The sequence below is a fragment of the Rothia sp. HMSC076D04 genome, assembly GCF_001814645.1.
In the GTDB taxonomy this organism is placed as follows: Bacteria; Actinomycetota; Actinomycetes; order Actinomycetales; family Micrococcaceae; genus Rothia; species Rothia mucilaginosa.
Window position 1 is genome coordinate 327,983 of sequence record NZ_KV817370.1, and the last position, 12,454, is coordinate 340,436.

Here is a 12,454-nt window from a genome sequence, read left to right on the forward strand (position 1 = left end):
GGGTGGGTGCTCTTCTGCCTTCGAGGCGCAGAGCGAGGGTCTAAACTTTTCGGCATTTCAGCTAGTCAACAGCGCTTATGGGCTTGGTTCTTTAGCCAGTCAGCGTGGGTAGCAGCGAAATGAGGATGGGCACAATACCCAGGCAGATAAAGGCGGGTAGCGAACACAGCCCGAGGGGCACCACGAGCGCCACGGAGAGCCTTCCTGCGGCACGTTCTGCCGCGCGGCGCTCGCTGAGGCGGTGCGCATCGGCGAGGGAGAGCAGTAGCGCAGTGCTGGGTGCGCCGCCCGTGTAGGCGGGGGCGAGCGCATCCCGCAGCTCACCGAAGGTTCCCGCCGCGGAGCCCGACCAGGCGCTCCCCCAACCGCTGCCCATCTGTAGGCGCTGGCAGACCGTGTGTAGCGGTCGGCTGTTGAGCGCCTCGGCGAGGGTGCCCAGGGCGGCGAGCGGTGCGAGCCCGGCGCGTAGTTGCGCGGCGAGTAGTTCCAGCACGAGGGCGGTATCGACGGGCGGCACGTTCGAGGTTTGTTCGGCTCCACTACTTGCCGCGCTCTCCACCTCAGCCCGATGCACGAGCACGGCGGTCCAGCGTCGCCCGGCAAAGGCGAGCCCCAACCCGAGCAAGCCGGTAAGCGCCCCGAGAATGGAGCCGGTCAACACGCCCACGGGGTCGCTTCCCATGAGCACACCCAGACCCAGGCCGAGCAACGGCAGCCAGGAGAGGATTCTGCCGGTGGCGCGCGGTGCGGCGAGGGCGCTCTGCCTACCCAGGAGCGCGTCAATGCGTTCTTCGGCGTGTTCGGCGGCGCGTTCCAGGCTCGTGGCGAGCGGCGCGCCGGCGCTCTCACTCATACGAAGGCTCAGCTGCAGGTCGTGCAGGCGCTCGCGACTGTGCGGGCGCATCCGGGCGCTGTTTTCGAGCAGTTGGGCGCAGGCGAGGTGCGCTGGGGCACCCCAGGAGGTGACCGTGGCGAGCGCCTGCGTGAAGCGGCGAATATCTTCGGCGCACCGCTTCTGCCCGTAGTCTTCGGAGAGCGGCGAGGAGCTTCGCGCTCGTCGGAGTCGGGTGCTTTTCCGGGCGGTTGTTTTCTTTGCGTGCGTTTTCCCCGCACCCTGCACCAGCTCGTTCTCCCCGAACTGCCCGGACTCCCCGAGTTGCCCGGAGCCCGGGTTGGCGTGCACCGCTTCCTGCAGAGGAATACCGGCGCGCAGGCTCAGCGCGAGGGTGCGCAACATGAGCGGCCACATGCGCATTTCCTCGGCACTGGCGGGCCCGGCGATACGCTCAACCCAGCACTCAGCCCAGCGTCCGCGAGGGCTTCCATTACTCTTCTCTTTCTGCTTCATTGCTTCCTCCTTTCACGTTTTCCGTTTCCCCCATTTCGGGGGCTAGTACCCAACATTGGATTCGACAGAAATACGCCTGACCTGCAGGTACTTTTCGCTCCCCTGCGTGGCGGGGTGCAGACTGTAGATACCCTCGATGCGGCGGCGACCGTCCCGGTGTTCCAGGTGGATAATGCGTTCAAAAGCCGTCGCCGTATGTAGAGCGACCGTTCTACTATCCAGTCCGGCGAGCGCACCCAGAGCACACAAACGCAGAGGCACCGCCTGCGCACTATTGGCATGCAGGGTCGTTCCAGCACCGCGGTGACCGGTATTCATGGCGGTCAGCAGGTGCACCACCTCCGCACCGCGGCACTCACCCACCACGAGCCGATCCGGGCCCATGCGCAGCGCCTGCACGATCAGCTCACCCAGCCCGATTTCGCCGGCACCCTCGGAGTTCGCGGCGCGGGTTTTGAGGGCGATTACCTGCTCATGCTGCGGCGCAAGTTCCGGGGTATCTTCGAGCAAAATGAGGCGCTCCTGCGGCGTACACAGACCCAGCAGAGCGTTGAGCAGCGTGGTTTTGCCAGTGCCGGTGCCGCCGCTAATGAGGAACCCGCGGCGTTCGGCAATCATGCGGCGCAGGTAGGCGGCGGTCGCCTCATCGCACAGCCCGGCGGCCTGCAGCTGCGCCAGGGTGGGGCGCTCGCGGGCGGGTAGGCGCACGGAGAGCCGGGTGCGTTCGCTCAGCGGCGGGATAATCGCGTGGATGCGCCTACCATGCTCGTCGCTAATGTCAGCCGCCGGATGCGCGGCGTCCAGCTGCCCGCCGTGCCTGCGGATGAGCCGCTCGGCGAGGTCACGCACGCGCCGCTCATTGCCGAGGCTCAGCGCTACGGGGCGGGTGGTTCCGTTGATGCCCGCCCAGATATCGCAGGGCGAGTTCACGTAAATATCGGTGATGGTTCCGGCGCGTTGCCCCTCGTCGAGGAGCAGGTCGAGGACGCCGAGGCCGTAAAGTTCCGCGGCGAGGTAGCGCAGCGCGGTCTGCCGGTTGACGGGCACGTATTCCACGCTGGGGTAGCTCCAGGAGGCGGGCGCGGGCGGCGCCGTTTTGGCACGGAATTTTCGGGGCTTCGTCACATTAGTTCCGTCTACGCCCGTTCCTTCTGCGTTCGCGTTCCCCCAGGCATTCCCCTGGCATCCGCCGTCGATGGCGTAGATTGCCTCGTCCACGGCATTTTCGAGAATCTCACGGAGGGGCTGGGAGTCCTGGAGTAATTCACCGCCCGCGGCACTCGCAACGTTTGCACTGCCCGCGGCAGCTACACCCTCTGCGGGCGGGCGCTCCTCTGTCTTCTCGAACCCGGCACTGACCCCGGTACCAAATCCGCTGCCAAATCCGGCACCGAACCCGCCACTAAAACCATTCAGGGCGATAGCGCTCATCTGCGGCGAGCGCAGGATTAGCTCGCGGGCGTGCAGGGCGACGGCGCGGGCGCGGTAGTCTTCGGGGATGAGCAGAGCGGGTAGCGCGCCCATGTGCTGTGCGCTCGGCGTACCTAGTGCTTTCGTTCCCGGCGCTTTCATGCCCGGCGCGTTCTTTCCCTGCGCCTGCGTGCTTGGGCTCTGCGTGTTTAGACTCTGCGCGGTGCGGGTCGGGTATCCATTGGGGTTACCAGTGTTGCTGGCGGGGTTGCTGGTGGGGTTCATGGCTCTAGGAGAGCATTGCGCTCGCCTCGATTTTTAAAAGAATGAGCGTTCTGTGGATAACCCCTCGTGCACCCCGAAATATCCACGATGCACGCACCTCAAACGAACAAAACGCACGCATCCGGCGCTTTTATGACAAACCCCGGCGCGTTCTGCCCTCTCGCACCCACAGTACTTTTCGCACGTATCCCGTGCCCGCTCATCCGCAAACCGCGCGCCTTCGCACCCGGTCACCGATAATGGAAGAATGTACGTTCTACTCAGTCCTGCCACCGGCGCGGGTATTACCGCCCAGACCGGCACCCCCGCGCACCCGGTCGCCTCGGTTATTGCCGCGGGTGCTTCGCCGCGCGGTGCCCAGCCGGTGACGTCGTGGGGTGCTTTTCATTTTTCGGCGCCGACCGCTGAGCAGTTGCAGGACCCGACCTTTATTCCGCGGATTACGCGTGCGGACCGGGTGAGTGCGGCGAATCTTCCGGCGTATGTGCGTGAGGTGGAGCGTCAGGCGTCCGAGTCGGCGGAGGCGCGTTTTCCGCGCTGGATTTGGGCTGATACCCGCCACGTTGACCCGCTGCTTCTGCACCGCGGGGTGCGGGTGCATCTGTGCCATGATTTGCGTCTGGTGCAGCGAATTTTGGCGACTGCCGCTACGCATCCGAGCGATTTTGTGGAGTACAGCCCGGTGCTGGATCTTGCTGATCTGCGTGAGGCGGTGGAGCCTCAGGGGTATCTGCCGGTGGCGCGGCAGATTCAGGGTCAGGAGGAGCTGTTCGGCGCTGATTTTTTGAGTGCCCCCGCCACCTCTTCCGCCGCACCCGCCGATTCCTCTGCAGATTCCTCCCCCGATTTCCTGGAGGCGGCACCCCATGAGCCTTTTGCCCAGCAGTTGGCGGCGGGCCCGGTGACTCTGCTGCCGGAGCATCCGGTGGTGCGTGTGCTGATGCGTGAGTGGCTGGCGCAGGCGCGCGCTATTAGTGAGTCGAGGCACCCGGAGCGGCTACGTCTTTTGGCGGCGGCTGAGTCTGCCGGTGCGTTGGTGGCCGCTGAGATTGGTTATTACGGCATCCCGTTTAATGTGCAGACGCATCATGAGCATCTGTGCGAGTTGTTGGGCCCGCGCCCGGTGCCGGGTGAGCGTCCGCAGAAGATGCAGGAGTTGGCGGAGCAGATTCAGCGCATGCTGTTTATGCCGTCGTTGAACCCGGATTCGCCGCAGGATCTTTTGCGCGCTCTGCAGTCTGCGGGGGTTTCAGTGAAGTCTACGCGATCATGGGAGTTGAAGAGTTGGGCGGATGCGATTCCGGCTCAGCGGGATAAGCGTTGGGCGCTGATTGACCCGATTCTGCGTTATAAGAAGCTGTACCGCATTTGGACTGCTAACGGCTGGACGTGGGCTGATACCTGGGTTTCTGAGGGTGCGTTCCGCCCACATCTTGAGGTGGGTGGCGCCGCGACCGGGCGCTGGGGCGCTTCCGGCGGTGGCGCGCTGCAGCTTCCTGCGGAGATTCGTCAGGCGGTGCAAGCGCCGGAGGGTCAGGTGCTGACGGTGACGGACGGCTCGCAGATTGAGCCACGCATCCTGGCGGCGTTGAGCCGTGATGAGGCGCTCGCTTCGGCGGGTCGTGGCGCTGACCTGTATGCGGGTATTGCCGAGTTGGCGCGCCTGAAGGGTGTGGGTTTGACGGAGCGTTCCCACGCGAAGGTGGGCATGCTGGCGATTATGTATGGCGGCCGCAGCGGTGAGATTGGTGCGCTGTTGCCGCATGTGGCGGCGCTTTTTCCGCAGGCGATGGAGTTTACGGAGCGTGCGGCTCGTATTGGTGAGGCGGGCGGTCAGGTGACAACTTTTTTGGGTCGTACCTCCCCGCCGGTGGATGAGCGTTTCCGTGAGATTGTGGCCGATCGGTCGTCGCCGGCGGCTGAGTCGCGTGCCGTATCGACGGCGCGTGCGCACGGCCGCATGACCCGCAATTTTATTGTTCAGGGTACGGCTGCGGAGTGGGCTCTGTGTTGGATGGGCGCGGTGCGTTCTCGTCTGCTGTCTGAGCGGATTTTTGGTATGCCGATGCGCACCCGCATTGTGTATTTTTTGCACGATGAGCTTCTGCTGTGCGGTCCTGAGCTGGAGGCGGATCGCGTGGAGCGTATTGTACGTGAGGGTGCTGCGGAGGCGGCGCGTCTGCTCTTCGGTCGGGTGCCGGTTGATTTTCCGGTGTCGGTGGCGCGGGTGCACAACTACGCAGACGGTAAATAATCTGCGGGCGAATAAAGGCAAAAATAGGGGCGGCGGGTAGCTTCGTTCAAGCTACCTGCCGCCCCTATCTACACCTCGTATCTGCAAGTCAGGGACTTATTCCGCGAGAGTCTTTATTCTTCGTAGCCGGGTGCCGGGCGCATCTTTTTCTTGTCCCAGGGCACGGTCCAGCCGAGCGAGTCAAAGATTCGGTCGAGCAGAATCGCGGTGAACCCCCAGACGATAAATTCTTCGCCGCCGGGCATGCGCACCTCGAAGGCGGGGGTGCGGTGTGAGGTGCGGCCACGTTTGACGTAGGCGGTGTGCCGGTTGGCGGGGTTGAGCAGGTCGCGCACGGGCACGCGGGCGATGAGCGCGGATTCGTTGTGGTCGACGACCTCGACGGGCACGGGGCTGTTCCACCAGCCGATAACGGGGGTGACCATGAAGTTGCTGATGGGCAGCGGCAGGGTGCGCAGCTGGCCGAGGACCTGCACACCGGCGGGGTCGAGCCCGGTTTCTTCGACCGCCTCGCGCAGGGCGGCGATGTGGGCGACGGGTTCGCCGGTGGTTTCGGCGAGCGCGTAGTCTTCGGGGTCGATTTTGCCGCCGGGGAAGGCGGGCTGACCGGCGTGTGAGCGCAGGGTTGTGGCACGCACGAGCAGGAGCACGTCCAGGTCGGCGCTGACGTTGTCGGGGCAGCCGTCAAATTCGCCGGTGGAGGGCGAGTCATCGAGCACGCCGAAGAGAATCAGTACGGCGGCTTCTTTGCTCAGGGGGCTGGCGGGTGCGCTGCGCAACAGGGCTTGGACATCGAATTCCACGCCGCCTTCTGCGAGAGCCGTCAACGCCTGCTGGGCGGGGTGTTGCGCCTCCTGCTGGGGCGTGTTTTCGCTCATCTGTGTACCTCTTTTCTGCGCGGGCTTCAATCCAGGCGCCGTTAGGCGCTGAGCGGGTAGCCTTCAGCCATGAGTTCGCGGCGGGTTGCGCCCTGCAGGAATCGCAGGTGCAGGTCTTCTCGGCCGGGTGCCATTTCGTATTTCATGAGTTTACGTGCTGCCTGCTCGTTCGTCTCCCCTGCGCCGTAGGACGGGCAGAGATCGGCAACCGGGCACACGCCGCAGGCGGGCTTTTTGGCGTGGCAGATGCGGCGGCCGTGGTAGACCATGCGGTGTGAGAAGAGCGTCCAGTCTTTGCGTTCGATGAGCTCGGCGACGTCTTTTTCGACCGTCTCGGGGGCATCGGCGGTGGTGAATCCCATGCGGCGGGCGAGGCGGCCGAAGTGGGTGTCTACGGTCAGTCCGGGCACGTCGAAGGCGTTTCCGAGTACGACGTTCGCGGTTTTGCGGCCGACTCCGGCGAGTTCTACGAGCTCTTCGAGGGTGGAGGGTACCTGCCCGTTGTGGCGTTCGACGAGCTGCTGGGAGAGGGTGACGATGGAGCGTGCCTTGGCGCGGTAGAAGCCGAGGGACTGAATGTAGGGTTCGACTTCTTCGGTGCGTGCGGAGGCGAGCGCGGCTGCATCGGGGTAGCGCGCGAAGAGTGCACCGGTCACGGAGTTGACGCGCACATCGGTGGTTTGTGCCGAGAGCACGGTGGCGATGAGCAGCTCGAAGGGGTTGTCGAAGTCGAGTTCTGCGACGGCGTAGGGGTAGGTTTCGCCGAGGATGCGGTTGATTTTGCGGGCGCGGCGCATGGTGGCGAGGTGGCTTTCGGGTGCGCGTGCGTTGAGGCGGCGGGCTGCGGCTGCGGCTTTGAATTCGGGGACGAAGCGAATCTGCAGGAGCGATTCGCTGTTCTCTACTTCGGTGCGGGTGGCGTTCTCGGTCATAGCGCGAGGTTACCGGGCTTTGGGTGTGGGCGGTAGCGAGGTTCACCGTACTTGGCTCGCGTCGCCCCCCGTATGCGGGGATGCGCATCCGCCACGCGCCTGCGCTCTCCCCTCCTCCGCATCATTTTCTGGGCAGTTCGCGTCGGCTAGCGCTCAGCGGGCGCTCGCTGTGCCACACTGGTTTTATGTCAGATACGATTTTTGTGCTTAATGGACCGAATTTGAACCTGCTTGGGCAGCGCCGCCCCGAGGTGTACGGCTACACCACTCTGCACGATATTGAGCGTATGGTGCGTGAGCGCGCGGCGGATCATGGTTTTGATGTTGAGTTTATGCAGTCGAATCATGAGGGCGCGCTGGTGGATGAGATTCAGCGTGCTCGTACTCGTGGCGCGGCGATTATTATCAACCCGGCGGCGTACACCCACACGTCGGTGGCGCTGCATGATGCACTGGAGGCGGCTGAGCTTCCGGTGGTTGAGGTGCATCTGTCGAATGTGCATCGTCGTGAGCAGTTCCGTCATCATTCGTTTGTGTCGCCGCAGGCTACCGCGGTGATTGCCGGTGCGGGTGCGTACGGCTATGTCATGGCGGTTGATTTCCTGGCGCAGCATCTGGCGGAATAACAGCGCGCCGCCTCCTTTCGTTAAATAGTTCAGGCTCCCGTTCCTCGCTAGAGGTTCGGGAGCCTGAATGTTTTTGTTAGCTACTTGCGGCAGGTGCCGGTGGAGACTGCGGCGGTGTTGTCGCCACCTTCAGCCAGTGCCTGCTTGAGGGTGCTTGCGGTGATGGCGTAGCCGGTCTGGCCGGTGGTTGCCTTACCGAAGATCACGCCGACCACGTTGCCGTTTTCGTCGAGGACGGGGCCGCCGGAGTTGCCGTGCTGCACGTCGGCTGCCAGTTGGTAGACCTGGCGCATGGCGTTGGCGCGGCCGGTGTCGGCATCGATGGTTTGGGTGTTGCCGATGCCCTGCACGGTGGCGGGCAGTGCCTTGAACGGGCCGCCCTTGGGGTAGCCCATGAAGGTTACAAGGCTACCTGCGGTGGCGTTGGTGCCGATGGTCAGCGGTTCGAGCGGCAGCTTGGGCACGCTGATGAAGGCGAGGTCCTGTTCGGTATCCATGTAGACGACGGTGCCGGGCCAGGTGCGGCCGCGGGAGTCCTGCACGACCGGGGAGGTCACGCCGGCGACCACGTGGGCGTTGGTGACGACCAGGCCGTTGTCCGCCACGAAGCCGGAGCCGGTGGAGGTGTAGCCGCACTGCTCTGCGGCACCCAGAATCTCAACGACGGAGGCAGCCGCCCGGTCCAGTGCCGCGGATTCTACGGTCTGGGTGGGGGCGCTGGTTTCGGGGGCGATGAGCTGGCTGACTTCCGGAATGGTTCCGAAGGCGAGCACGTCATTGCGTACCGTGTTGATGCGGTCCTTGACGACCTCGGGGGTGGAGGCGACCATCCAGGAGAGGGTCTTGGATTCGCTGAGCGCAGTGTTGAGCTGCGGGATGGGTACGGTGCGCATGGAGATGGTCAGCACTACCATGACCAGGGCGCAGGCGGCGAGGTTCAGCACGCCGCCGAAGAAGCGTTCAATGCCCTTGAGCGGGGTGATGTCAGTGACGCGGCGGATGGTGCGCCCGGCAAGGATACCGAGCCACTGTCCGATGGTCAGGCAGATGACGAGCACACCGACGGCGGTAATGAGGCTCCACTGGGATCCCACGGATGCCACGGCGAGGGGCACGAGCCAGGCTGCGGCGCAGACGCCCAGGCCCAGGCCGAGGAAGGTTCCGAGGGTGGTGAAGAATCCGCTGCGGACTCCGGCGAGGAAGTAGAGCAGCAGAATGATGGGGATAGCAATATCAAGCAGGTTGATGCCAGTCGTCACGACTAATTGCCTCCTTGGTGGGTAGAAGTGGTCACGGTGTGCCCATTGTGGTTGGTGCGGGCTGTGCCCGGTGAGTGTGGCGGCGTGCTGTCACCCGGGTATGGCGGGGCGGTTCCGGGTTTTTGGGACCGGGTTTCTGCCTCGTCGCATCGTACCGCGTGTGGAGGCGGGTGCCTGTTTGTCATGAGGGTGTCAGCGTGCTTGGTACCGATAAAAGTACACACCTGAATGCCTGATATTAGGTGGTAAACCTGTGGGGAAGCTTTGAATTTTCTCGGAAGAAATAACTTTTGGTGTAAAGCTCGCTGTATCGGAATGCATAAAGCGCTTTTTTAGGGTACGCTCGTATCAGTTGAATATGTCACACTAGCTTGAGCCTTCTCACATTTCAGATGTTGAGACGCATGACACCGGTTCGGGCTCACTCACTGAACATTTACGAGTTTCGGCTCATCACCTCATATCTAGGAGAACTTTATGGATCTCGAGATCCTCCGTCGTACCCCTCTCTTTGCTAACCTCGACGACGCAGCTTTCGCTCTGCTGACCGATGACATTCAGGAGATTGACCTCTCCCGCAACGCCGTCCTCTTCTACGAGGGTGACCAGGACGACCAGCTCTTCGCTGTACTCTCCGGTAAGGTCAAGCTGGGTCGCACCGCCGCTGACGGCCGCGAGAATATGGTTGCAATCATGGGTCCCGGTGACGTCTTCGGCGAGATGGCTCTCTTCGATCCTTCGCCCCGTTCGACCAACGCTGTGGCTGTCTCTGAGACTCGCCTGGCTGCCATCAAGCACGAGTCCTTCAAGCGTGCACAGCAGCTCGATCCCACTATCTCCGATCAGGTTATTAAGACTCTGGCTCGCCGCCTGCGCCACGCTAACGAGGCACTGGCTGACCTGGTCTTCTCCGACGTTCCCGGCCGCCTCGCTAAGGCGCTGCTGGACCTGGCTGACCGCTTCGGCCGCCCCGCAACCGACGGCGTGCTCGTTGCTCACGAGCTGACTCAGGAAGAGCTGGCACAGCTGGTTGGCGCATCCCGCGAGACCGTGAACAAGGCTCTTGCCGAGTTCGTTTCTCGCGGCTGGATCCGTCTGGAGGCACGCGCAGTTGTCATTCTGGACCTGCCCCGCCTGCGCCAGCGTTCCCGCTAAGGTCTCTTTGAGTTAGGGCATTCTAGGACGCCCTCGCTGAAAGACGCACAGCTTAAATAGATCAGGAGCCGTTTCCCTCTGCATGGGGAAACGGCTCCTGATTTCTTTAACGCTTCATCGTACGAGCGAACGGCTGCAATACCCTCTTAGAGCGCACCCATCGCGCCGGTGTATATGGAACCGGTGGTAGCCGGAACCACCTCGGTGAAGGAGAGCATGCACGCACCGTTGTGGGTGACGAGCACGGGCTTCTTCACCTCAATATTGCGGCGCTTGGACAGCCACGCCACGGAAGTCTGTGCCTTCGCCAGCGATTCGAGCATGCACATCACGCCGGGGGTAATGAGCTGGTCGAGGGTACGGCCCACCGTGTTGGGCTGGCCGATGCGGTCACCCAGTTCGCTGGTGTCCTTGGCTTCGAGCAGTTCACGCACGTTCAGCCAGTCACCCCACACGCCCTTACCGAGCAGTAGCTTCGGGTCCTGACCGACGGGCAACGCCGTGGTGAAGTAGGCGATATCGTAGCGTTTGAGGAAGAAGTCCGGGGACTGCCAGCGCGCGACCGGGCGCAGCAGGTCGGCGCGCACGCTCAAGCCGCTGGAGGTCAAGAAGTCCGAGAAGCTCTTGTCCTGCTCGGCAACCGCTTCACGCCACGCCATGAGCTCAGGGGTGCTGGAGCGTTCCACGACGTCCTGTTCGTCCTCGCCTGCAAGCAGAATGCCGGTCTCTTCAAAGGATTCACGCACGGCTGCCATGACGCTGCGGCGTGCCTGCGCAATATCGGAGAAGTGGAATTGTTCCTGCCAGTAGTCGGCGCCGGGACCCACCCAGGAGGCGGACTCATCATCACCGGGAAGAGCCGTACCGCCGGGGAAAGCCACCACGCCCAGCGGGGAGGTGCCGGGACGGTAGGTCAGAATCGTTTCGAGGCCGTTGTCGCCGTCGCGCACAAAAATGACGGATGCCGCCTGGCGCATCGTGCAGCCGGTCGTGCCTTCGTTGCCGCATTCGCGCCAGCTTTCGGCGGCGGTGCGCATGAACTCGGGAATCGTGTAGAGACGCTGGATGGATGCGGTGCGCGGGCCTGACTGGCGGCCGGTGAACACGCGGGGGCGTTCCACGCCCTCAGCCGGGGTGGGAGTGCCGAAGCGGCGTTCCTGCACCGGCTGGGGTAGAGTCTTGATGTTTTGGGCGGTGCCGTTGTCCTGTGCGGATGCGGTGTATGCAGTCTTATCGGGAGCGTCCTGCGCCGCCCGCTGAGCCTGGGCAGCACGAATAGCAGACAGCGGCAGCGCGCCGGTGTACAGCTTAGACATACTCAACGATGATTTCGACCTCTACGGGCGAATCGAGGGGAAGGACGGGAACACCGACGGCGGAGCGGGCGTGCTGGCCTGCCTCGCCGAAGATTTCGCCGAGCAGTTCGGAGGCACCGTTAATGACGGCGGGCTGAGCAGTGAAGTTCACCTCGGATGCCACGAAGCCGACAACCTTCACGACGCGCTGCACGCGGTCCAGGTCGCCAATGACGGACTTGACCGCTGCCAGGGCGTTGAGCAGGCAGATACCCGCGTACTTCTTCGCATCCTCGGGGGTCACGAAGCCTTCAGCGCCGGAGTCGGATACCTTACCGGTTTCGGGCAGCGCACCCTCAACGAAGGGCAGCTGACCGGAGGTGTACACGTAGGAACCGGACGTAACAGCCGGAACGTAGGCTGCAACGGGGGCGGGTGCTACGGGCAGTTCGTAACCGAGTTCGCGGATACGTGCTTCAATACGGGATTCAGTCATGATTACTCCAGAAGGATGGCGGGTGCTGGCACCCAAACGGTGATAGGGGAAATGCTGTAAATCTAAACGCTACTGATATTCAGGCAGCTGTTAAACGGCTAACCGGCGGTCTGCCTCATCTATTCCCGCACTCCCCTAGTTATAGGAGAGTCGGGATAGCGAGGTGACCGCCGGGTACGCTGCTCTTAGTCAGCCTTCTCGCGCTTAAAGTAGGCGATGGGGTTGCCCTGAGTCGGAGCGACCATGTTCGACGCGGGGGTTGCACCAGCAGGTGCGGATGCGCCGGGGAGAACGGTTACGAGCTCCCAGCCGTCTTCACCCCAGTTGTCGAGGATTGCCTTGGTCGTGTGGATCATCAGCGGTACAGTTGCGTATTCCCATTTCTTCATACCCTCTAGACTAGCTTTCAGGGTCGAATAAGTAAAAGGGATTTACTATGGTTTCGGTCAATGTCCGGCGCTTTTGGGGGCTTTATTCTCAGGGCTGAGGCGCCCACCTCCCTGTGGGGTGGCGAGA

11 protein-coding genes are annotated in these 12,454 nt (G+C 63.2%); 3 read left to right on the forward strand and 8 right to left on the reverse strand.

Annotated features, from left to right (window positions below):
- Positions 1-91: 91 nt before the first annotated feature.
- Both HMPREF2980_RS07565 and HMPREF2980_RS07570 read right to left on the reverse strand, forming a co-directional pair.
- Positions 92-1,348: a type II secretion system F family protein gene (locus HMPREF2980_RS07565; protein ID WP_070691120.1), complete on the reverse strand. Its 1,257-nt coding sequence runs from the start codon at positions 1,346-1,348 to the stop codon at positions 92-94.
- Positions 1,349-1,390: 42 nt separating this feature from the next.
- Positions 1,391-3,043, reverse strand: a complete 1,653-nt coding sequence (locus HMPREF2980_RS07570; RefSeq protein ID WP_070642131.1) for a TadA family conjugal transfer-associated ATPase — start codon at positions 3,041-3,043, stop codon at positions 1,391-1,393.
- A 247-nt stretch (positions 3,044-3,290) separates the two neighbouring features.
- Between HMPREF2980_RS07570 and HMPREF2980_RS07575 the strand changes: the two genes are divergently transcribed.
- Positions 3,291-5,297, forward strand: coding sequence for a bifunctional 3'-5' exonuclease/DNA polymerase (locus HMPREF2980_RS07575; RefSeq protein WP_070691123.1), 2,007 nt, complete (start codon positions 3,291-3,293; stop codon positions 5,295-5,297).
- Positions 5,298-5,410: 113 nt separating this feature from the next.
- On the opposite strand, the gene HMPREF2980_RS07580 is transcribed toward HMPREF2980_RS07575, so the two are convergent.
- The gene (locus HMPREF2980_RS07580) at positions 5,411-6,175 is read right to left on the reverse strand and encodes an NUDIX hydrolase (protein WP_070691126.1); all 765 of its coding nucleotides are present in this window, start codon (positions 6,173-6,175) and stop codon (positions 5,411-5,413) included.
- Positions 6,176-6,216: 41 nt separating this feature from the next.
- Positions 6,217-7,107, reverse strand: coding sequence for an endonuclease III (nth, locus tag HMPREF2980_RS07585; protein WP_070691128.1), 891 nt, complete (start codon positions 7,105-7,107; stop codon positions 6,217-6,219).
- 185 nt (positions 7,108-7,292) lie between these two features.
- On the opposite strand from nth, the gene aroQ reads away from it, so the two are divergent.
- Positions 7,293-7,733, forward strand: coding sequence for a type II 3-dehydroquinate dehydratase (gene aroQ, locus HMPREF2980_RS07590; protein WP_005504658.1), 441 nt, complete (start codon positions 7,293-7,295; stop codon positions 7,731-7,733).
- Between the two features lie 80 nt (positions 7,734-7,813).
- Here aroQ and HMPREF2980_RS07595 read toward each other — a convergent pair whose 3' ends face one another.
- A complete protein-coding gene (locus HMPREF2980_RS07595) occupies positions 7,814-8,992 on the reverse strand; it encodes a MarP family serine protease (RefSeq protein ID WP_049340988.1) in 1,179 nt (392 codons plus the stop codon).
- A 477-nt stretch (positions 8,993-9,469) separates the two neighbouring features.
- On the opposite strand from HMPREF2980_RS07595, the gene HMPREF2980_RS07600 reads away from it, so the two are divergent.
- Positions 9,470-10,147, forward strand: coding sequence for a Crp/Fnr family transcriptional regulator (locus tag HMPREF2980_RS07600; protein WP_012902921.1), 678 nt, complete (start codon positions 9,470-9,472; stop codon positions 10,145-10,147).
- A gap of 146 nt (positions 10,148-10,293) precedes the next feature.
- On the opposite strand, the gene HMPREF2980_RS07605 is transcribed toward HMPREF2980_RS07600, so the two are convergent.
- From HMPREF2980_RS07605 to HMPREF2980_RS07615, 3 genes are all read right to left on the reverse strand, one after another.
- The gene (locus HMPREF2980_RS07605; protein WP_049340986.1) at positions 10,294-11,463 is read right to left on the reverse strand and encodes an NUDIX hydrolase; all 1,170 of its coding nucleotides are present in this window, start codon (positions 11,461-11,463) and stop codon (positions 10,294-10,296) included.
- Positions 11,456-11,938: a RidA family protein gene (locus HMPREF2980_RS07610; protein WP_049340984.1), complete on the reverse strand. Its 483-nt coding sequence runs from the start codon at positions 11,936-11,938 to the stop codon at positions 11,456-11,458. The genes HMPREF2980_RS07605 and HMPREF2980_RS07610 overlap by 8 nt, the downstream gene beginning before the upstream one ends.
- Positions 11,939-12,123: 185 nt before the next feature.
- Positions 12,124-12,327, reverse strand: coding sequence for a DUF4177 domain-containing protein (locus HMPREF2980_RS07615; protein WP_005504647.1), 204 nt, complete (start codon positions 12,325-12,327; stop codon positions 12,124-12,126).
- Between the last annotated feature and the right edge of the window lie 127 nt (positions 12,328-12,454).